We start from the raw sequence: 20,892 nt of genomic DNA, 5'->3' as shown, positions 1-20,892 counted from the left end.
GATGCGGATTGCCAGTTATGCAATAGAAAAGCAAATCAATACCTGGTTATTGATTATGCTGTGTTTTTTAGGCGGCTTATGGGCGCTGGTCAGTATTGGCAGGTTGGAAGATCCGGCCTTTACGCTGAAAGAAGCGGTGATAATGACCTACTACCCCGGAGCGACGGCGGTAGAGGTGGAGGAAGAAGTGACAGAGCTGCTGGAGTCCGGCATTCAGCAGTTATCGCAGTTAAAACGTATTACCTCCAAGTCGATGCCTGGTAAATCGGAGATCCGGGTACAAATTCAGGATAAATACGATGGCAGTCAGATGCCGCAAATTTGGGATGAGCTCAGACGCAAAGTAAATGACGCCAGTATGCGCTTACCCGCTGGGGTGATGAAACCGATCGTCAATGACGACTTTGGCGATGTATTCGGTATCTTTTATGCGGTAACCGCCGATGGCTTTTCGGATCGCGAAATCCGTGAGCTGGCCACCTTTTTACGCCGTGAAATGTTAACAGTTAACGGCGTCGCCAAGGTGCAAACGGCCGGTGAGCCGGAAGAGCAAATCAGCGTTGAAATTTCGCAGGAACGCCTACTGGGCATCGGCTTGCCGCTACAGCTGGTGGTCAATACCTTGCAAACCGAGAATGCCGTAGCGGCCGCAGGTTCGGTGCAGGTCGGCGATAAAAGGGTACGGCTGATCAGCAAGCCGGGCTTAGATTCCATCAGTGCCATTGAGAATCTGCGTATCGGCAAACCTGGTTCTACTGAACAACTGAGTATCTTTGACGTCGCTACGGTAAGTCGTGGCGAGGTGGAGGTGCCGACACAGTTGATCCGCTTCAATGGCCAGCCGGCATTTACGCTGGCTATTTCCGGTCTGACGGACGCCAATATTGTCGATGTCGGCAAAGCGGTCGACCGGCATCTGGCCAGTCTTGCAGAGCGGATCCCATTAGGGGTTACCCTACATCCGATTTATCAGCAACATCTGGTCGTCGATAACGCCATTAACGACTTTATCGTCAATCTGGTGCTGTCCGTAGTGATCGTAATAGCGGTGCTATGTCTGACCATGGGTTGGCGTGTTGGCTTGGTCGTTGGCGGTACCCTGTTGCTGACGGTATTGGGCACGGTATTTTTTATGAAGCTAGCCCATATCGAGATGGAGCGGATTTCGCTTGGTGCCCTGATCATTGCGATGGGGATGCTGGTTGACAATGCGATTGTTGTCGCCGAAACCATGCTGATTAATATGCAGCGCGGCCAGAGTTCACGCCAGGCTGCCGGCGAAGCAGCCAGTCGGACCCAGATCCCGCTGTTGGGAGCGACGGTGATTGGTATTATGGCCTTTGCCGGCATCGGCCTGTCGCCGGACAGCACCGGTGAATTCTTATTCTCGTTATTCGCGGTGATTGCTATTTCGCTGCTGCTCAGCTGGGTGCTGGCCATCAGTGTCACGCCGTTACTGGCGCATTACCTGTTTAAAGTCAGCGCTGACAGTGCCAGTCAGGACCCTTATGCCGGTCAGTTCTACCAGCGTTATGCCGGCTTATTGCGCCTGGCACTGCGCCAGCGGGCGCTAACCCTGGGTGGTCTGGCGCTGTTAACCCTGGTTAGTGTGATTGGCTTTGGTCAGGTTAAGCAGGTATTCTTCCCGGCCTCCAACACCCCCATCTTTTATCTGAACTACTTTTTGCCGCAAGGTTCGGATATCCGGGCGACGTCACGCGATCTGGCAGAGATTGAACGCTTTGTCATGGCGCAGCCTGAGGTGGAATCGGTCAGTAGCTTTATTGGTTCGGGCGCCAGTCGCTTTATGCTGACCTATGCACCGGAGCAACCGAATGCAGCCTATGGTCAATTGATTATCCGTACCGCACACCGCGATCAGATCCCACCGCTGATGCAGCGGCTACGCACTGAACTGCCGCCGCGCTTACCACAGGCTGAAATCTACACCCAGCAACTGATGTTCGGACCGGGCAGTGGTGCCAAGCTGCAGGCCAGGGTATCAGGGCCGGATGAGCGTATTTTGCGCCAGTTGGGGCAGCAAATTACCGAGCTGATGCGCCAGGATGCCAGTATTACCGATTTACGGCAAAACTGGCGGCAGCGCGAGCTGGTGATCGTGCCGGATTTTAACGAGGAACGGGCCCGGGTCGCTGGCATTAACCGCACTGATTTGGCGCAAACGCTGGAGTTTGCCAGCACCGGGGTGCGTAGCGGTGTCTTCCGTGAACATGATAAGCAGATCCCGATCGTGGTCAGGCCGCCGGCCTCGGAGCGCTTTGATATCGACCGCCTGCATGATCGGATGATCTGGAGCTCCAGCGACAATACCTATATTCCGATCACACAGGTGATTAATGGGCTGCAAACGCAAACCGAAGAGGCAAAAATTCAGCGCCGTGACCGTTTAAGAACCTTGACCGTCGAAGCGGAGCCGGCAATGGGTTATACCGCTGACCAGGCGTTAAAGCGTATTAAAGCCAAGGTTGAGGCTCTGCCATTACCCAGCGGCTATCAGCTTAGCTGGGGCGGTGAGTATGAAAGCTCAGCTGAGGCGCAGCAGTCGTTGGCGGCACAGTTACCGCTCAGCTTTATTGTGATGCTGGTGATCAGTATTCTGCTGTTTGGCTCGCTAAAGCAACCGCTGGTGATTTGGCTGATCGTGCCGATGTCGATCTGTGGTGTGGCGGCAGGCCTGTTGGCGTCCGGCTTACCCTTTGGTTTTACCGCGCTGCTTGGGTTCCTCAGTTTATCGGGGATGCTGATGAAAAATGCCATTGTATTGGTTGACGAAATTGATCTGCAAAGCGCGCAAAAAACTGACAAGTTGCAAGCCATTATCGAAGCCAGCACCAGCCGGATCCGGCCAGTGATCCTGGCTGCGCTCACGACTATTCTGGGGATGTTACCGCTGTTGTGGGATGCCTTCTTTAATAGTATGGCGGTGACCATTATGGCCGGCCTGGCTTTTGCGACCATCCTGACGCTGATTGCGGTACCGGTATTGTACGCCCTGGTATTCAGAGTGAAAGCGCAGCAGCAGAGCTGAACAGTAAAACAGCCGGCCGTGATAGTGCGGCCGGCTGGTGTGTGTGGACGGTGTGATAACAGCGCGTTGCAACGCTAGGGTAGCGCTAAGACAGCGCTATTTAGCGCATTTAATACAACGCTCAGTAAAGGGGATAATATTCAGGCGTTCTACGTTGATATTGTCACCACAACGGGCACATTGATCATAGGTACCCTGTTCGATACGCGCCAGGGCGCGTTCAATTTGCTGCAGCTCTAACCGATCCTTTTGTTCCAGCGCATTGAGGACTTCCTCGTTTTCACGTTCCTGGGCCTGTTCACTAAAATCAGCGCTGCGGCCCATGGCAAAATCACGTTCAATTGCAGCGACCTGACGTTCCAGTTCTAATTTACGGCTAAGTAAGCGGCGTTTTAGCTCTTGAAATGGCATCTGCGGCTCCTGTTTGCTGTGCTACCCGCCTTAACTGTAGCAGACTGCAGTTGGCCTACAGTTGATCTGGCGCACAAAAATTGTGCAATCGCCGTCGGCGAGCTGTCGGTCAGGCTAACTATTCCGACTGCTGTTCAGCCTGCTGGCGCCACATTCTGGCGTAACTGCCGTTAGCGGCCAGCAGCTGTTGATGATTCCCTTGCTCAATCAACTGACCATGCTGTAACACCAGGATTTGGTCGGCATCGGTTACCGTAGATAAGCGGTGCGCAATCACTAAACTGGTATGTTGTTTTGCCACTTCGCGCATCGCACTGAGGATCGCTTGCTCTGATTGTGAGTCCAGTGACGAGGTGGCCTCATCAAAGATCAGGATCGGCGAGCCTTTCAGGATGGCTCGGGCAATCGCAATACGTTGCTTCTCACCCCCGGATACTTTTAAACCGCGTTCACCAACCTGCGTTTGATCGCCTTGCGGTAAGCTGTTAATAAAGTCCCGCAGGTGCGCCAGGTCAATGGCGCGTTCGATCTCGGCAGCACTGACATCTGGGTTGGCATAGGCAATGTTTTCGCGAATGCTGCTATTAAACAGCACCGTATCCTGCGGAACTATCGCAATAGCCCGGCGCAGTGAGTCCAGTGTCAGCTGTCGGATATCCTGGCCATCGACCAGAATTTGCCCGCTGTCCAGCTCATAAAAACGGTACAACAGGCGGGCAATGGTACTTTTACCGGCACCAGAGGCACCAACGATCGCGACCTTACTGCCACTTGGTACCTGAAAACTCAGTTGTTGTAGAATCGGCCGCTCTGCCTGATAGCGAAAACTGACCTGCTGAAAGCTGATTGCCGCTGCCTGCAGCTGCAAGGGCCGGGCATCTGGCGCATCGACGATCGCTGGCTTGCGGGTAAGCAGTCCGAGCATATTTTCCAAATCGGTCAGAGCCCTGCGGATCTCGCGATAGACAAACCCCAGAAAGTTCAGCGGCAAAAACAACTGAATTAAATAGGCATTTAACATCACCAACTCACCTAAACTCAGCTGCGCGTTGACCACATCGCGGGCCGCCAGATACATCAAAGCAGTGACTGCCAGCGCAATAAGTAGTGCCTGCCCCGAGTTTAATAGCAGTAAACTGAGACGGTTCTTTAAACGCGCCTGCTCCCAGCGGGCTAAAAAGCCGTCATAAATTTTGGCTTCATGCTGTTCATTATTAAAGTATTTAACCGTTTCATAGTTCAGCAGGCTGTCGACGGCGCGACTATTGGTGGTGTTATCGGCCTGATTGGCTTCGCGGATAAACTTATTGCGCCACTCCGTGACGTAGACGGTAAAGAAGATATAGAGCGCAACCGCGACCACGGTAATCAACGCATACAGCGGAGAGAACAACAGGCTGAAAATGACCGCCACCGCCAGGATCTCCAGCAGGGTCGGTACTATATTAAACATTAAAAAGCGCATCAGAAAACTGAGGCCATTGGTACCACGTTCGATATCGCGGCTAATACCACCGGTTTGCCGATCCAGATGGAAGCTGAGTTCCAATTGATGTAAATGCTGAAATACCTTTAAACCCAGTTGCCGCATCGCATGTTCGGTGACCCGGCCGAACAGGGCATCGCGTAGCTCACCGAAAAATACCGTGGCAAAACGCAGACCACCGTACAGCAGGATCAGCGCCAGTGGCAGCACTAACAGTGCCTGGCGGCCGGAGTCCAGCGCATCGACAATTTCTTTTAGTGCAAAAGGCACCAGCAGGGTTGCCGCTTTAGCGGCAATCAGACAAAGCAACGCCAGCAACACCCGGCCTTTAAATGCCATTAAATAAGGCCAGAGGGTTTGCACACTCTGGCCTAATGACATGGCATAGCTACGTTTTTGTGGTTCAGGTTGTTTGGCCGCGCTGCGCATGCCCCGCATAATTCACTCGTTCAGACTGCTTACTGATAGGTGCAAAGGTAAGCGGTATCGCGGGCGACTTGCAACTGAAACTTTGCATTAGCAGGCACCTGAAAGGATTGACCGCGGGAAAAGGTTTGCCAGCTGTCGCTACCGGGTAATTTTACCGTCAGCTCGCCGCTGATCACTGTCATCACCTCGTGCTGGCTGGTACCAAATTCATAGTTTCCCGCTGCCATTACGCCCACAGTAGCTGGTAATTGTTCTCCCTGAAAGGCGATAGACGCGACCTGACCGTCGAAATACTGATTTACTTTAAACATCTGGATGTCCTGTTATGGTTGAAAACAGCAGTAAAGCGGAAAAATTCATCCAATGCCAGTATTTTAGGTGTAAAGACGTCTAAAAATGGTTTTAACATGAATTTACGTTATCTGATGAAGTGTTAATGAAATTGTCATTTAGTTGCAGTAGTCTAGTTTCCCGTTTTGCCGTCGGGAACAGGTCTGTATCGTAAGTAGGTACTGACTAAGCGCATAACGCCTAACTTTGGAATCAACAAAAGATGAGAATAATAATAATCCTGCTCAGTGTGTTACTGATGCAGAGCGCACTCGCGCAGCAACCTATCGCCTATTGGGCACAAAATAACAACACTTTGCCAAGCGGCGGAGCCTTTAATCCGGCCTCATTTCCGCAGTCAGCTGATGAAGGGCAGGGACAGCTATATCTGCTTAACTTCGATCAATCGCTGGTGGCAAATGGCAGTTATCAGTATTTACAGTCCTTTGCTGGCTCGACCATCAACTCCCTGAGTGGTTATGCGGCAGGTGGCTCGCTATCTATCCAGGGTGGTAACAACCTGAGTAATAATGGTGCAAGTATTCTGATAAAGGTCAGTAGCACGGGTTTGGCAAATCTCAACATTAGTTGGGCGCAGCAAGCTACTGCAACGGGCTTTAACAGTCGCGCCTTGTCCTGGTCAGTTGATGGTGAAAATTACCAGCTTATTGCGACTGATACTAACAGCGGCGCTATGGCGATGACGCTACGGCAGTTCGATTTATCGAACATTAGCGAGCTGAACGACCAGGCTGAGGTGTTTTTTAAAATTACCCTGACAGGCGCGACTAACGCTACCGGTAATAATCGCTTTGACAATATTTTGATTAGCGGCAGCCTGATTGCCGACGCTGACCGCATTACAGTATACAACCGTGATTTTGCCACTAACCCCTTTGAAGCAGGTTGGACAGTGGTTAACCGCCAGGGTAGCACCAGCTGGAGCTGGGATAGCGGCTTCCGTAACGTGACGATCAGCGGCTTTGTGTCTGGCCAACCACAGTGTAATATCGCTGATAGCTGGTTGGTCTCTCCCGCCTTTAATCTGGAGCAGCAAAGTGCTGAGCGGTTAAATTTCGATATTGCCCGCGGTTTTAACGGCGTTAATCCGTTGGAGGTGTATTACTCGGTATCCTATGACGGTTCGGGCACGATTAACCCGGCGGACTGGCTATTACTGACCGAGATCAGTGGTGCAGACTTTACCCAGAATAACGTGCCAAAACGCTTTGGTGATTATGAGCAGTTCGCCAATTTAAGCGGGCAGCTGCATCTGGCTTATCGCTATCAGACGGAGGCCGTCGCTAATTGCAGCACCTGGCGCTTATCAAATCTGATCCTGACTGCTGATAATCCGTTACCGGCGCAAACCTTTGCCTGTTATAACCCGGCGCTGGCGATTCACCGCTTGCAGGGACAGGGCTTCCAGAGCCCGTTACAAGGCGCCCGCGTTCAGGTAGAGGCTGTGGTTACTGCGACTTTTATGGATACAGCGCCAGGTAGTCTGCGTGGTTTCTATCTGCAGGAGCCGGATTATCGTACCGACAATAATCCGCTGACCTCTGAGGGTGTCTTTGTTTATGCTGAAGGTACCGATCTGCAAGTGCAAGTAGGCGATCTGCTGCGGGTAGAAGGCACTGTTGCCGAGTATTTTGAAGAAACGCAGATCACAGCGTTAACTCAGTGGGCGAACTGTGGCACTAATCAATTATCATCGGTATCGGCATCCTCGATCACACTGCCATTTAATGATTTTATAGAGTTGGAATCTAAAGAAGGTATGTTACTGACAACCGCCACCGATCTGACGGTTTCTGATGTCTTTAACGCAGTCCGTTTTGGCGAAGTGACGCTGTCAAATGGCCGTTTATTTACCCCTACTCAGTTAGTATTACCGGGTGAGGCAGCACGGCAACTTTCGGCCGCTAATGCCCGTAACCGTTTGCTGTTGGAGAATGGCCGTACCGGTACTTTCCGCCAGCCATTTATTGTCGGCGAAGATGGTATCACTGAGGTTTCGGCAACTAACCCCATCCGCAATGGTTATACCTTAAAAGCGGGTTATCAGGGTATTCTCGGTTATGGCTTTAACGTCTACCGTTTACGCCCGGTCGGAACGCCGGTTTACGACAGCAGCAGTAATCCACGTACCGCAGCGCCGCAAACTGAGCGCGGTAATCTGCGGATTGCTAACTTTAACGTCGAGAACCTGTTTACTACCTTGAACGTCAGTGGTAACAGCTGTGGTCCTAATGCGTTAGCCTGTCGTGGTGCTACCACGGTATCTGAACTGGAGCGGCAACTGGCAAAAACCGTCTCTGCCTTACTGGCGATTGACGCCGATATGGTGGCCTTGATTGAGGTTGAAAACGACGCTGATGACAGCACGCTGCAGTTATTAGTTGAGCGTCTGAACCAGTTGGATCTGCGTGCCGACTGGGACTATGTGGCAACCGGCAGCGTTGGTACTGATGCCATTAAACCGGCCTTTATTTTCCGACGGGGCAGCGTGGTACCGCAAGGCGCTTTCGCGGTGCTGGATGAGTCGGCAGATGCTGATTTCGATACCAGCAGACAGCGTCCGGCGCTGGCGCAGAGCTTTGTGACTGCTGAGGGCGCAGCCTTTACTGCGGTCGCCGTGCACTTACGTGCCAAGTCTTGTTCCAGCTCTGCCACTGGCGCTGATGCGGATTCCGGTGATGGTCAAAGCTGCTGGAATCAATGGCGTAGCCGCGCAGCAGCGGCGCTGGGCCGTTGGTTAACCACGGATCCGACCGGTATTGCCGACCCGGACTATGTGATTATGGGCGACTTTAATGCTTATGCGAAAGAAGACCCGATGCGCATTCTGGAGAATGCCGGTTTTGTGAATGTTGCCGTACTAAACGATGAGCCTGAGTATAGCTACACCTTTATGGGTGAGGCCGGTAGTCTGGATCATGCTATGGTCAGCAGCAGCTTGCTATCACAAGTAGTCGCCGCAGCGCCCTGGCATATCAACGCAGATGAAATCGTGAACTTTAACTATAGCGAAGCCAATCTGGCGAGCAACTTGCCGAAGCCGGCCAGTTTCTATAATGCAGATCCGTTCCGCACTGCGGATCATGATCCGCTGATTATTGAGCTGAATTTACAAAAGCCGGTCAAGCGTGGTGATCTGGACCAGAACGGTGTTGTTGATAGTCGGGATATCACTGTGTTCCAACAATTGTTGCGTCAGCCAGCCTTGCTGGGCGCGGAATATGATTTTAATGGTGACGGTGTTGTCAATCAGCTGGACGTCAGAAGTATGATGTTGTTGTGTGATTTACCTCGTTGCGCCATACCACAATAATTTGATAAGGAAAGAAAATAATGAAAGCAATGCTCTTAACGATAGTTTTATTTTTCAGTAGCTTCAGTCATGCCGCTTTAGTTCAGCTGCATTCCGAGCGTAGTGTGTATCAACTGGGTGAAACCATCACGGTAACACTGAAAATTTCTGATTTTTCTGAAACACTTGGCGGTTTTACTGCAGAAATGCTGTATCCGAAGACACTGTTAACCCTGTTAGGTTGGCAGTTTGGTACCGGTTTTGATGATGGGCTGGGGGACTTTCCTTTTGATGATCACGATGCGGAAGCAGGTGCGATCTTTCTGTCTAATTATGCCGATATTTGGGCTGACGAGAGCGTGCTGGCATCAAAGCAAGGTAACAGCTTCGTACTTGCTACCTTTAGCCTGTTAGCCAGCAGTGTTGGTGAGCTGTGGTTAGGCCTTACCCCTGCTCAGCTGAGTGTATTGAGTTTTGATAATCAATTTATCGATGTAACCGGCAGTGGTTTAGCACTAACCATTAATCCGGCTCAGGTGCCAGCACCAGCGGCCTTACTGTTAATCCTGTCTGGTCTGCTGTTAATGCGTCGTCGCGCCTAATAGCGACATCTACCGGCAGCGGATCAGCTGCCGGGATACAAAGCATAAGGGGCCGCGATAGCAGGCTCCTTTTTTATTTAACAAAATCTAAGCAGCAAACACCAACACGCCCTATTTACTTAATTGGCAGGGTGGTAAATAAAAAAGCCGGTCTGTTGACCGGCCTTTTTTATTCAGCTTTGGCAGCTGAGATGGCGATTACGCGGCTTCAGCGTTCTTTGCTTCTGCTTTCAGGGCTTCAGCACCATTGGCTTGCTGCTTTAACGATTTATCCGCGGCCAGATATTCCGGCTCAAAATCATCAACGTTAATCACAAATAAGCGGCTTTCTTCCGCTTTACGCAGTAAAGCGGCTTCCTGCTGATTAATCACGCCCAGCTGTAAACCTTCTTCCGCCACTTCATGCAGCCGGAAGAAAGGTAACCGTTTACCGGACGCTTTGCTGACTTTATCAAACAATGGCTCGGCAGCCAGAATGTCCAGCAGCGCCTGCTCAACACGGCCTAACTGATTAAGTGGCTCAACTTTCAGATACAGGTGTTTACCTAAGCGGTTACGGGCTTCACAAGGTGTCATCATAATCCGCGATACCTGATGATCTAGTTTATCTGACGGTTTACGCAAGGTACGGCCAAACGGGAACACGATACGCTTTAATACCACGCCGACCACGCGGTTCGGGAAGTTATCGAACAATTCGGTTAAGGCGACCTGAGCGCGGAACAGGTTATCTTCACAGGCCCACTGCACCAGCGGTAGATCCTGCACCTGACGGCCTTCGTCCTGATAACGCTTTAACACAGATGACGTGATATACAGCATACTCAGAATATCACCCAGCCGCGCTGAAATCCGTTCACGACGTTTTAAATCACCACCCAGGGTGCCCATGGCCACATCAGACATCAGTGCCAGCGCTGCACTAAAGCGGTTCATTTGCTTATAATAGCGGGCGGTATCATCGTTGTAAGGGGCGTGACTAAAGGCGCCGCCGGTCAACGATAACCAGAAGGTGCGGAAGAAATTACTGATTGCAAAGCCGATATGGCCAAACAGTGCCTTGTCAAAAGCCGTGATAGCTGCGCCTTCGTCTGTCAGTTGTGCTGCCTGCAGTTCAGCAAGTACAAAAGGATGGCAACGGATCGCGCCCTGACCGTAAATAATCATATTCCGGGTCAGGATATTGGCACCCTCTACGGTAATGGCTACCGGTGCGCCCTGATAACCGCGTGCAAGGTAGTTGTTCGGACCCATACAGATCCCCTTACCACCATGCACGTCCATCGCATCAATAATGGCCTGACGCATACGTTCGGTCATATGGTATTTAGTAATAGCAGAGATCACCGAAGGCTTTTCGCCCAGGTCAATCGAACTTACTGACATTGCCGTTGAAGCGTCGGCCATGTAGGCATAACCGCCAATCCGCGCCATCACTTCTTCTACGCCTTCCATCTTACCAACAGGTAATTTGAACTGACGACGAATACGGGCATAGGCACCGGTCGCCAACGCCACCGCCTTGATACCACCTGTACTGTTCGATGGCAGCGTAATAGCCCGGCCCACTGATAAACATTCCACCAGCATCCGCCAGCCCTGGCCGGCCATCTTCGGACCACCGATAATATAATCCAGTGGCACAAATACCTCAGTACCCTGAGTTGGACCATTCTGGAACGGTACATTTAGCGGGAAGTGACGGCGGCCAATTTTAACACCAGGGGTATTAGCAGGGATCAGCGCACAGGTAATGCCCAGATCTTCTTTATCACCCAGCAGTTTGTCCGGATCTTGCAGCTTAAACGCCAGGCCCAGTACGGTGGCGATTGGTGCCAGCGTAATATAGCGCTTATTCCAGGTCAGGCGCATGCCGAGGATTTCCTCACCATTCCACTGACCTTTACATACCACACCAAAATCCGGAATGGCACCGGCGTCAGAGCCGGCTTCCGGACTGGTCAGGGCGAAGCAGGGCACATCGATACCCTTGGCCAGACGCGGTAAATAGTAAGCTTTTTGCTCATCAGTACCATAATGCTGCAACAGTTCACCTGGGCCTAAGGAGTTTGGCACGCCGACGATGCTGGATAACATCATGCTCTTACTGGTCAGTTTTTGCAGCACGCAAGACTGGGCAAAGGCAGAAAATTCCAGACCACCGTATTCTTTCTTGATGATCATGGCAAAGAAGCCTTTGTCTTTCAGGTACTGATACACTTCTGGTGCCAGATCTGCCCGCTCATGAGTGGCATGCCAGTCGTCGAACATTGCCAGCACTTCTTCTACCGGGCCGTCTAAAAAGGCCTGCTCTTCAGCGCTTAAACGCGGCTGCGGGTAGTTGTGCATCTTGTGCCAATCCGGATTGCCACGGAACAGATCGCCTTCCCACCAGGTGGTACCGGCGTCAATGGCTTCTTTTTCGGTGCTGGACATTTCCGGCATAATCTTGCGATACAGCTTTAACAGCGGTTTGGTCAGGTGCTGTTGACGCACGGACGCAATGTTCAGGGGTAAGGCAATGGCTAAAAAGACCAGCCAGGCGAAAACGCCTGCGACGCCACTAAAGGTACCCAGCAATAGGATAGCACCGAGTACGGCGGTAAATAATGTCAGGCTGGCGCGGTGATAGGCGAGAACGCCCGTCGCCACCAGCAGGGCAACACAAAGCAGAAACACACTCATTGTAAACTCCTGTGATAAGAGGTCTGACCACTAAAGCTTTAGCTTAGAATGCTTTAAGCCAAGTTGCAAGCAATTCGTGTTGATGCGCTGGCGGTGCAGCTGTCAACAAAAGTTGCAGACACTGTTAGTTACGTTTTAGCATAGCAAGCAGATGTGAAATGCACCGCTAAACAGTGGGGTTTTTCCGGAGTTTTCAGATGCGGAGACAGGCAGTTGTGTGAATTATTAGGCATGTCAGCTAATGTGCCAACGGATATATGCTTTAGTTTTAAAGGCTTAAAGGAACGGGGTGGCCGCACCGGGCCGCATAAAGACGGTTGGGGCGTGGCGTTTTACGAAGGGAAGGGCGTGTGTACTTTTAAGGATGCCTTACCCAGCTACCAGTCAGAAATCGCCCGCCTGGTATCCGACTATCCAATCAAAAGTACGGCCGTGGTGGCCCATGTGCGGCAGGCTAACAGCGGCCGCGTTGGCCTTGAAAATACCCATCCTTTTACCCGCGAGCTGTGGGGCCGTTATTGGACCTATGCCCACAATGGCCAGCTAAAGGATTTCCGCCAGTTAGCGGTTGAGCGCTTTCAACCGGTGGGGACCACCGACAGTGAGCGGGCCTTTTGCTATCTGCTGAGTGAGCTGGCGAAACGCTATCCGAACCGTAGTCCTGGCCCTAAAGCGGCAATGCGCTTTATCGCCCGGCTGTTACCGCGCCTGCAACAGCTGGGAGTGTTTAATATGCTGCTCACGGATGGCGAGTACGTGCTGGCATTTTGCACCACCAAGCTGCATTGGATCACCCGCCGCGCGCCCTTTGGTGTAGCGCGCTTGTCTGATGTTGATGTGGATATTGATTTTAGCCGGGAAACCACACCCAAGGATGTGGTCACCATTATTGCCACAGAGCCACTGACTAATAACGAGCAGTGGCATAAGATGCAACCGGGGGAGGCGCAGTTATTCCGTTTCGGTGAGCCGCTCGGGCGCTAAACGCTGTAGCCACTCTAATGTGTGGAGCTGCACGTCAAATTGCTCGACATTATCTTCACCGCGCCATAGACGTACCAGCATATAATCCAGCTCCGGTGCTACCCAGGCCAGCACCTGCTTATCGCTGTTTTCTTCCACCCGGGCGATCCGGAGGGCACGCAGGTTGCCATAGGGCAGGGCCAGTGGCTCTTCCAGTTCCACCCGGTAATGGTAGGTGCGGCTATTACCATCCCGGTTCAGCACCTGATAACTGAACTCCGTTTTACCGGCTTTCAGATCCGTCACCAGTTGTTGATGATAACTAAGCGGATCCAGCCAGTTATCCTGCCATGGTATCTGTTTCAGGGTGGCTCTTTTGCCAGTCAACACCTGCTGCTGCTGCCAGTCCAGCCGCCATTCATAATGCCGGTTGCTGCCGGTGCCGCTGCGTTTCATCAGATAATGTACAGGCCGGATCTGCCCTTGTTCTACCTTAAACTCTGATAATTCACTGCGTTTATCACTAAACACCAGCCAGCTGATATCACTGTTGTAGCCCATTTCATAATGCTGGCCTTTATCGTGCAGATAGCGACGGGCTTTACCATGGTTTTTACCGGCACGATAAATTAAATATTCGGCGTTAAAGGTGCTGAAGGCTGGCGCCTCGACCGTGACAGGGGCTGCAGCCTGAGCTGCAGCGCTGAGTAAACAGGTGCTAATTAATACGGCAGCGCTATGGCGCAACCTCGACATCATCCTCATCCTGGGCATAACCTTGTGCTGGAAGTACGTTACCGTCTAACCATGCCTCATTTGCCCGTTGTTGTAAACGGTCCTGACAGAACCAGCGCACCACCAGCGGATAGATCTGATGTTCCTGCGCATGAACCCGCTCTGCTACGATTGAAGCATCGTCCCCCGGGAAAATGGGTACCTTGGCCTGTAAAATTACCGGACCACCGTCCAGTTGCTCGGTAACAAAATGTACGCTGCAACCATGTTCGGTATCACCTGCGTCAATTGCCCGCTGGTGGGTAGCCAATCCCTGATACTTAGGTAGCAAAGAAGGGTGAATGTTCAATAATTTACCGGAAAAGTGCTGCACAAATTCTGCAGTCAGGATGCGCATAAAGCCAGCCAGCACAATCAAATCAGGCTTAAATTGCTCAATCGCAGCAATCAGCGCCTGATCATAGTCTTCCCGGCTGTCGAAACCTTTATGACTAAGCACTGCGGTACTGATGCCGGCAGCTTCAGCCCGCTTTAAGCCAAAGGCGTTTGCCTTGTTCGAGATCACCCCGGTGATCTTACCGGGGATAAAGCCCGCAGCACAGCTATCCAGCAGGGCTTGCAAATTGCTGCCACTGCCGGAAATCAGCACGACGATAGATTTCATGCTGCCTCGTTACTCGTTGATAATAACCAGTTGCTCGTCAGCCGCCGCAGCCTGAATTTCACCGAGGTGCCAGGCCGTTTCGCCAGCTTGCTGTAATTGTGACAGGGCATTATCGAGTTGTGCAGCTGGTACTACCACTATCATCCCCACGCCACAGTTAAAGGTGCGGTACATTTCATGGCGACTGATATTACCCTGCTGTTGCAGCCAGTCAAAAATCGCCGGCCACTGCCAGCTCTTGCCATTGATCACGGCTTTGGTATTGGCTGGTAACACCCGTGGAATATTTTCCCAGAAGCCACCGCCAGTGATATGACACAAAGCATGTACCGGTGTAGTTTTAAACAGCGCCAGCAGATTCTTAACATAAATGCGGGTTGGCTCCAGCAGATGATCAGCCAGTGACTTGCCTGCCAGTAAGGTCTCAGGTGATTGACCTGACACTTCCAGTACCTTGCGGATCAGTGAAAAACCATTGGAGTGTGGGCCAGAAGAGGCTAATGCAATCAGTTGATCGCCGGGTTGGACTTTTGAGCCATCGATAATATCGGCTTTTTCGACCACACCGACGCAGAAACCGGCGATATCATAGTCATCACCATGGTACATGCCTGGCATTTCAGCGGTTTCACCGCCAACCAGCGCACAGCCTGACTGCACACAGCCTTCTGCAATACCGGCTACCACGCGCGACGCCGTATCAACATCTAATTTACCGGTGGCGTAATAATCGAGGAAAAACAGCGGTTCGGCACCCTGTACCACCAGATCGTTCACGCACATCGCAACCAGATCGATGCCTACGCCATCGTGGCGTTTTAAATCCATCGCCAAGCGTAACTTAGTGCCGACACCGTCGGTACCTGACACCAGCACCGGTTCTTTATAACCGGCAGGGATCTGGCACAGCGCGCCAAAACCACCGAGGCCACCTATGACTTCCGGACGGGTGGTGCGCTTAACCGCGCCTTTGATCCGATCAACCAGCGCATTACCTGCGTCTATGTCTACTCCGGCGTCTTTATAGCTTAAAGATGTTTTCTGCTCGCTCACGGCTTTCCTCGAATGGCTTGGGGGTTGGCTAAAGAGGGCGCTATTTTACCTTTTTAACGGCGCCGACAAAAGCCTTACTGTGTAGCATTCTCACGTGCCTGACGCAGATAGTCCTGCAAACTGATACTGTCATGGTTCACAATTTTATGGTAACACACTGATGCAAAAGGAAATTCCTTGTCGCCAAAACCCACTGCCATATAGGGTGCACTTTCATCCGCCGTATTATTTTGCCATTGGCCGCCAACGTGGCGGATAAAGACTTCACCAATATAGGCACCAATAATGTTACAGAGGGTAAACAGCAGCTCACTGGAATGGGGTTTGCTCTGCTGATCCTGATGCAAGCGGGATAACAGCTGGTCGACTTGGTGCAGGCTATCCAGACTGTAATCTAGTGTCAGTTGGTGCTGCTCGGCAGCATAACCTACGGCATCTGCTGCAGATTGCTGCATCAGTGTACTCAGTTCCTGTGATTGCATAATGTCTCCTGATTATTTTTGATGTGCGGCCAGTAACAGTTGGCGCAATTGCCGGCTGCCAGGCCCCAGTGTTTCTTCTTGTGGTGCCAACAGGCTCATGGGTACCAGCCGCTCGGTACTTTGTTTTAGCGGTAAGCGGCAGAGTTGGCCACTATCGAGCTGTGGCTGCGCCACAAAGTCGGGTAACCAACAAAAGCCCAGACCCAGCTGCAAGATCTCGACGGCTTCGTAAAAGTTATCGACAGTCCAGCGTTGCTCTGCCTTTAACCAGCCCATATGCTCCTGCGGTTTAACCGCCGTATCCCGGATCACGATCTGCAGCTGCTGACTCAGTTCATTCTGATCCAGGCTCTCGATAGCGGCTAACGGATGCTGACAGCCCACTACCGGAATAAAGCGGGTCACATACAGCGGTTCACTGAGATAGCCTTTGGGGACCACGCCGGTAATTACCAGATCGGCTTTTTTCTGGGTGATAATTTCACTGGTGCCGGTCAGTACGGTATCAATAATTTGCACCCGGCTGCCGCGACTCAGCGGATAAAAGGCCTGTAGCGCCTGATATAAAAACTGTTTCGGGTAGGCTAATTCCGTCGCAATGCGGATCTCCGGTTCCCAGCCCTTGTCCAGGTTATCGGCCAATAACTCTAAGTCTTCAATTTGCTGGGTCAGAATACGGGAGCGGCGCAACATCACTTCACCGGCGGCAGTGAGCCGGGCTTTGCGGCCAATGACTTCCAATAATTCCACTCCAAGCTGCGATTGCAACTTTGCTACCGCATGATTGAGCGAGGATTGGCTTTTATTCAGTAATTCGGCGGCCTGGGCATAGCCGCCAGCGTCTACGACCGCCTGTAAAATACGCCATTGCTCAAGGGTAGACTTTGGTCGAAATGGCATAGAATACTTTGCTCCTGCTACGGCGTGTTGACGTTTGCTGCTTGTTGTTGCAGTCGTTACGCCCGGGCCAGCACCACGGCCCGTAATGGCGCCGGATAACCTTCAATGGTCTTACTATGATCATTCGGATCGAGAAAATCAATCAGACTTTCATTTTCCATCCAGGCTGTGGCGCGCTGCTCCTCCAGGCTGGTGGTATTTAAATCAACCACCCGTATATCTTTAAAGCCAAGCCGGTTTAACCAATGGCATAAGGCGGCGGTACTGGGAATAAACCAGACATTACGCATCTTGGCATAGCGCTCACCCGGCACTAACACTGTCTGCTCGTCGCCTTCGACGACTAAGGTTTCTAACACCAGCTCGCCGCCCGGGCGCAGTTGTTGCTTTAATTGCTGTAAAAAATCCAGCGGTGAGCGGCGATGGTATAACACCCCCATCGAAAATACCGTATCGAACTGCTTTAAGGCAGGCATCTCGTCGATACCAATTGGGATTAAATTAACCGCCGGGTCCGGATTAAAGTGTTTAATGGCCTGAAACTGCGCATAAAACAGTTGCGACGGGTCGATACCGACCACAAAACGGGCGCCGGCTCCGCGCATCCGCCATAAGTGATAGCCGCTGCCACAGCCGACATCAAGCACGGTGCGCTGGCTTAAATCACTGATATGCGGCAATACGCGCTGCCATTTCCAATCCGAGCGCCACTCGGTATCTATCTCTATACCATGAATAGAGAAGGGGCCTTTGCGCCAGGGCTTTAATTGTTGTAATAAATAGCGAATGCGTTCGGCTTCACCGGCGCTGATATCAGCGGCGGTACCGAATTTAACCTCCTGCTGCAGCTCAACGACCGAGGGCTTGGTCACAGGCAAATGCTGCAACACCTTTTGCCAGCTGGCAAAGTCACCATGTAGCGCTTCTTTGCGCCAGTTGGCCAGTTGGGCCGGTAAGGTTTCCAGCCAGGCGCTTAACTGGTTCTGCGCCAGGGCGGCATAAAAGGGAGAAAAATCCAGCATGCTTAATCCTTAATTGCCAGCATTGAGCAGAAGTTAAAACACTGAAACCATAGTGTTTGCGTGTTAAAACCAGCTTGCTGCAGTCTGCTACGGTGGGTTTGCAGGCTATCCGGACGCATCACATTTTCCAGTGCGGTACGCTTTTGGCTGATTTCCAGTTCACTGTAGCCATTGGCGCGTTTAAAGTCGTGGTGCAGGTCAATCAGCAGCTCATTGGTCAGGCTATCGTCGTTAATAAATTTCTCGGACAGGATCAGCAGGCCACCTGGCTTTAAGCCCTGATAAATTTTATTAATCAGCGCACTACGATCCTCAGGCGCTAAAAACTGCAGCGTAAAGTTCACCACGACAACGGCGGCATGTTCAATCGCCACATCGCGAATATCGGCCAGCAGGATCTCCACCGGCACCTCAGAGCGAAATGCCTGTAAGTGCAGCTGACAACGCTCGACCATCGCTGCACTGTTATCGACACCAATGATCCTGCTATTAGCGGCACTAATATTGCGGCGCATTGCCAGCGTACCAGCACCCAGCGAGCAACCGAGATCATAATAATGACTGTCCGGCTGTTGAAAGCGGGCGGTCAGTTTACCAATGGTCTGAATAATAGTCTGATAGCCGGGTACCGAGCGCTGAATCATATCCGGGAATACTTCGGCCACGGCCGCGTCAAAGCGAAAATCGGCAATATGGGCCAGCGGATCGGCATACACCTGATCTTTTTGCATCTTAATTTCTCAATAAAGGCACGATATGGCCGGCATTTTAACGCAAAGACGGGCACTTTTCTGCAGTTAATCTTTACAGCCGCGGGGCTTTAATGCTTTTCCAAAGCGGGCAGTGACATTAAAGCGCATTTCGCTATAATTAGCGCCCATTAAATAGATACACTATCAATTTCGACAGCCGCGCAGACAAAAACCGTGGTTGTCGCCAGATGACAGGTGTAGCACTTCAGCTTGAATGAAAGGAAAGGTTAATGCGTAGCCATTATTGCGGTAAGTTAACGGCAACAGAAGTTGGGCAAGACGTCACCTTAAGTGGTTGGGTCAACCGGCGGCGGGATCTGGGCGGTCTGATTTTTATTGACTTGCGTGACCGTGAAGGTCTGGTGCAGGTGGTATGTGACCCGGATTTAAAAGATTTGTTCGATGTTGCCTATACCGTGCGTAATGAATACTGCATTCAGATAAAAGGCCAGGTGCGGGCGCGCCCGGCATCGCAGGTAAACCAGGAGATGGCCACAGGCGCGGTAGAAGTTTATGCCAGTGAGCTGATTATCTTGAATAAAGCCGCGCCACTGCCGCTGGACTTTAACCATGAAAACAGTGAAGAGCAGCGCCTGAAATACCGCTACCTGGATTTACGCCGGCCGCTGATGAGCGACCGGCTGAAATTCCGCGCCAAGGTCACCAGCTTTGTGCGCAATTTTATGGACAGCCAGGGCTTTTTAGATGTTGAAACGCCGATCCTGACCAAGGCCACGCCAGAGGGCGCGCGCGATTATCTGGTACCCAGCCGCACGCACAAAGGCCAGTTCTTTGCGTTGCCACAATCACCACAGCTGTTTAAGCAGCTGTTGATGATGTCAGGTCTGGATCGCTACTACCAGATCGTAAAATGCTTCCGCGATGAAGACTTACGCGCCGATCGCCAGCCGGAATTTACCCAGATCGATATCGAAACTTCCTTTATGACGGCGCCGGAAGTCATGGCGGTGACCGAGCAGATGGTACGTGAGATGTTCCAGAGCCTGCTGAATGTTGATTTAGGCGACTTTCCACGGATGCCGTATTGGGAAGCGATGCGCTTATACGGTTCCGACAAGCCGGATTTACGCAACCCGATGCAGTTTGTCGATGTGGCTGACTTATTAAAAGACGTCGAATTTAAAGTCTTCTCAGGCCCGGCCAATGATCCAAAAGGTCGCGTCGTGGCATTAAAAGTCCCCGGCGCCGCCGAGAAAATCTCCCGCAAAGATATCGACAACTACACCAGCTTTGTTGGCATCTATGGCGCCAAGGGTTTAGCCTGGTTGAAAGTAAACGATCTGGCAGCAGGCGCTGAGGGTATCCAGTCACCGGTAGCCAAGTTCTTAAGCGCCGGGATCATTACCGAAATTCTGGCCCGTACCGGCGCGGCGAATGGCGATTTAATTTTCTTTGGTGCCGATAGCTACAAAGTTGTCTGCGAGGCCATGGGCGCACTGCGCTTAAAGCTGGGCGAAGACTTAAAACTGACGGTACCAGGCTGGAAGCCGCTGTGGGTGGTAGACTTCCCGATGTTTGAAGAAAACGATGATGGCAGCTACTCGGCAGTGCACCATCCGTTTACCTCGCCACTGGACACGGCGCATTTCCTGAATACCCCGAATAACGAGCTCAAGCTCGGTGAGCTGTTATCCAATGCCTACGACATGGTGTTAAACGGCACTGAATTAGGTGGTGGCTCAGTGCGGATCCACACCGCTGAAGTGCAGGCCAAGGTCTTTACCTTATTAGGCATTAGCGATGAAGAGGCGGCCGAGAAATTCGGATTCCTGCTCGAAGCGTTAAAATACGGCGCGCCGCCGCATGCCGGTTTGGCCTTTGGCTTGGATCGCCTGGTAATGCTGATGACCGGCGCGACCTCAATCCGTGATGTGATGGCGTTCCCGAAAACTGCCACCGCTGCTTGCCCGCTCACGGACGCACCGGGTGCCGCTAATCCAGCTCAACTAGCTGAACTGGGTATTCAGGTGGCGGTCAAAGCCTGAGTCTGAGCAG

At 51.9% G+C, this 20,892-nt stretch carries 16 protein-coding genes; 5 read left to right on the top strand and 11 right to left on the bottom strand.

What is annotated here, in order from left to right; translation table 11 throughout:
* Position 1: 1 nt before the first annotated feature.
* Entirely contained in the window at positions 2–3,049 is a 3,048-nt protein-coding gene (locus H1D31_RS10695; RefSeq protein ID WP_261258441.1) for an efflux RND transporter permease subunit, read from the top strand.
* A 96-nt stretch (positions 3,050–3,145) separates the two neighbouring features.
* Here the strand turns inward: H1D31_RS10695 and H1D31_RS10690 are convergent, their stop codons facing one another.
* From H1D31_RS10690 to H1D31_RS10680, 3 genes are all read right to left on the bottom strand, one after another.
* Positions 3,146–3,460, bottom strand: coding sequence for a TraR/DksA family transcriptional regulator (locus tag H1D31_RS10690; RefSeq protein WP_008607872.1), 315 nt, complete (start codon positions 3,458–3,460; stop codon positions 3,146–3,148).
* A gap of 118 nt (positions 3,461–3,578) precedes the next feature.
* On the bottom strand, positions 3,579–5,384 hold the full coding sequence (locus tag H1D31_RS10685; RefSeq protein ID WP_261258438.1) for an ABCB family ABC transporter ATP-binding protein/permease: 1,806 nt from the start codon (positions 5,382–5,384) through the stop codon (positions 3,579–3,581).
* Positions 5,385–5,404: 20 nt separating this feature from the next.
* Positions 5,405–5,686 (bottom strand): pyrimidine/purine nucleoside phosphorylase, encoded by a 282-nt coding sequence (locus H1D31_RS10680; protein WP_008607874.1) that lies wholly within the window; start codon positions 5,684–5,686, stop codon positions 5,405–5,407.
* Between the two features lie 242 nt (positions 5,687–5,928).
* Here H1D31_RS10680 and H1D31_RS10675 point away from each other — a divergent pair, with 242 nt between their 5' ends.
* Positions 5,929–9,039, top strand: a complete 3,111-nt coding sequence (locus H1D31_RS10675) for an ExeM/NucH family extracellular endonuclease (RefSeq protein WP_261258436.1) — start codon at positions 5,929–5,931, stop codon at positions 9,037–9,039.
* A 20-nt stretch (positions 9,040–9,059) separates the two neighbouring features.
* Positions 9,060–9,620, top strand: coding sequence for a hypothetical protein (locus H1D31_RS10670; RefSeq protein WP_065955209.1), 561 nt, complete (start codon positions 9,060–9,062; stop codon positions 9,618–9,620).
* 198 nt (positions 9,621–9,818) lie between these two features.
* Here the strand turns inward: H1D31_RS10670 and fadE are convergent, their stop codons facing one another.
* On the bottom strand, positions 9,819–12,305 hold the full coding sequence (gene fadE / locus H1D31_RS10665; RefSeq protein WP_261258433.1) for an acyl-CoA dehydrogenase FadE: 2,487 nt from the start codon (positions 12,303–12,305) through the stop codon (positions 9,819–9,821).
* 213 nt (positions 12,306–12,518) lie between these two features.
* On the opposite strand from fadE, the gene H1D31_RS10660 reads away from it, so the two are divergent.
* Positions 12,519–13,289 carry a class II glutamine amidotransferase gene (locus H1D31_RS10660; RefSeq protein WP_261258431.1) on the top strand — a complete coding sequence of 257 codons (771 nt, stop codon included), beginning with the start codon at positions 12,519–12,521 and terminating at the stop codon, positions 13,287–13,289.
* Here H1D31_RS10660 and H1D31_RS10655 read toward each other — a convergent pair.
* The 7 genes from H1D31_RS10655 to cmoA all read right to left on the bottom strand — a co-directional run bounded on the left by H1D31_RS10655 (position 13,257) and on the right by cmoA (position 18,855).
* Positions 13,257–14,027: a DUF3108 domain-containing protein gene (locus tag H1D31_RS10655; protein ID WP_261258429.1), complete on the bottom strand. Its 771-nt coding sequence runs from the start codon at positions 14,025–14,027 to the stop codon at positions 13,257–13,259. The two genes, H1D31_RS10660 and H1D31_RS10655, sit on opposite strands and share 33 nt — an antisense overlap.
* On the bottom strand, positions 14,005–14,667 hold the full coding sequence (gene purN, locus H1D31_RS10650) for a phosphoribosylglycinamide formyltransferase (protein ID WP_065955211.1): 663 nt from the start codon (positions 14,665–14,667) through the stop codon (positions 14,005–14,007). Before purN ends, H1D31_RS10655 begins: the two co-directional genes overlap by 23 nt.
* A 9-nt stretch (positions 14,668–14,676) precedes the next feature.
* A complete protein-coding gene (gene purM / locus H1D31_RS10645; protein WP_261258425.1) occupies positions 14,677–15,720 on the bottom strand; it encodes a phosphoribosylformylglycinamidine cyclo-ligase in 1,044 nt (347 codons plus the stop codon).
* 74 nt (positions 15,721–15,794) lie between these two features.
* Positions 15,795–16,202: a DUF6278 family protein gene (locus tag H1D31_RS10640; RefSeq protein WP_008607889.1), complete on the bottom strand. Its 408-nt coding sequence runs from the start codon at positions 16,200–16,202 to the stop codon at positions 15,795–15,797.
* Positions 16,203–16,214: 12 nt separating this feature from the next.
* On the bottom strand, positions 16,215–17,102 hold the full coding sequence (locus tag H1D31_RS10635; protein ID WP_261258422.1) for a LysR family transcriptional regulator: 888 nt from the start codon (positions 17,100–17,102) through the stop codon (positions 16,215–16,217).
* Between the two features lie 56 nt (positions 17,103–17,158).
* The gene (cmoB, locus tag H1D31_RS10630) at positions 17,159–18,124 is read right to left on the bottom strand and encodes a tRNA 5-methoxyuridine(34)/uridine 5-oxyacetic acid(34) synthase CmoB (protein ID WP_261258420.1); all 966 of its coding nucleotides are present in this window, start codon (positions 18,122–18,124) and stop codon (positions 17,159–17,161) included.
* Between the two features lie 2 nt (positions 18,125–18,126).
* The gene (cmoA, locus tag H1D31_RS10625) at positions 18,127–18,855 is read right to left on the bottom strand and encodes a carboxy-S-adenosyl-L-methionine synthase CmoA (RefSeq protein ID WP_008607893.1); all 729 of its coding nucleotides are present in this window, start codon (positions 18,853–18,855) and stop codon (positions 18,127–18,129) included.
* Positions 18,856–19,106: 251 nt separating this feature from the next.
* Here cmoA and aspS point away from each other — a divergent pair, with 251 nt between their 5' ends.
* Positions 19,107–20,882 carry an aspartate--tRNA ligase gene (aspS, locus tag H1D31_RS10620; RefSeq protein ID WP_261258416.1) on the top strand — a complete coding sequence of 592 codons (1,776 nt, stop codon included), beginning with the start codon at positions 19,107–19,109 and terminating at the stop codon, positions 20,880–20,882.
* The last annotated feature ends 10 nt before the right edge of the window (positions 20,883–20,892 follow it).

This window comes from Alishewanella sp. BS5-314, assembly GCF_025377695.1.
GTDB classification, from domain to species: Bacteria; Pseudomonadota; Gammaproteobacteria; order Enterobacterales; family Alteromonadaceae; genus Alishewanella; species Alishewanella aestuarii.
Note: the sequence above shows the minus strand (reverse complement) of the source record. Positions and strands in the feature narration are given on the sequence as shown.

What these genes read in the sequence shown, in the direction of transcription:
- purN (WP_065955211.1), bottom strand. Translation starts at nt 14,667, where the DNA reads ATGAAATCTATCGTCGTGCTGATTTCCGGCAGTGGCAGCAATTTGCAA.
- H1D31_RS10635 (WP_261258422.1), bottom strand. Translation starts at nt 17,102, where the DNA reads ATGCCATTTCGACCAAAGTCTACCCTTGAGCAATGGCGTATTTTACAG.
- cmoA (WP_008607893.1), bottom strand. Translation starts at nt 18,855, where the DNA reads ATGCAAAAAGATCAGGTGTATGCCGATCCGCTGGCCCATATTGCCGAT.
- fadE (WP_261258433.1), bottom strand. Translation starts at nt 12,305, where the DNA reads ATGAGTGTGTTTCTGCTTTGTGTTGCCCTGCTGGTGGCGACGGGCGTT.
- H1D31_RS10685 (WP_261258438.1), bottom strand. Translation starts at nt 5,384, where the DNA reads ATGCGGGGCATGCGCAGCGCGGCCAAACAACCTGAACCACAAAAACGT.
- H1D31_RS10680 (WP_008607874.1), bottom strand. Translation starts at nt 5,686, where the DNA reads ATGTTTAAAGTAAATCAGTATTTCGACGGTCAGGTCGCGTCTATCGCC.
- H1D31_RS10640 (WP_008607889.1), bottom strand. Translation starts at nt 16,202, where the DNA reads ATGCAATCACAGGAACTGAGTACACTGATGCAGCAATCTGCAGCAGAT.
- H1D31_RS10690 (WP_008607872.1), bottom strand. Translation starts at nt 3,460, where the DNA reads ATGCCATTTCAAGAGCTAAAACGCCGCTTACTTAGCCGTAAATTAGAA.
- aspS (WP_261258416.1), top strand. Translation starts at nt 19,107, where the DNA reads ATGCGTAGCCATTATTGCGGTAAGTTAACGGCAACAGAAGTTGGGCAA.
- H1D31_RS10670 (WP_065955209.1), top strand. Translation starts at nt 9,060, where the DNA reads ATGAAAGCAATGCTCTTAACGATAGTTTTATTTTTCAGTAGCTTCAGT.
- H1D31_RS10675 (WP_261258436.1), top strand. Translation starts at nt 5,929, where the DNA reads ATGAGAATAATAATAATCCTGCTCAGTGTGTTACTGATGCAGAGCGCA.
- cmoB (WP_261258420.1), bottom strand. Translation starts at nt 18,124, where the DNA reads ATGCTGGATTTTTCTCCCTTTTATGCCGCCCTGGCGCAGAACCAGTTA.
- H1D31_RS10695 (WP_261258441.1), top strand. Translation starts at nt 2, where the DNA reads ATGCGGATTGCCAGTTATGCAATAGAAAAGCAAATCAATACCTGGTTA.
- H1D31_RS10655 (WP_261258429.1), bottom strand. Translation starts at nt 14,027, where the DNA reads ATGATGTCGAGGTTGCGCCATAGCGCTGCCGTATTAATTAGCACCTGT.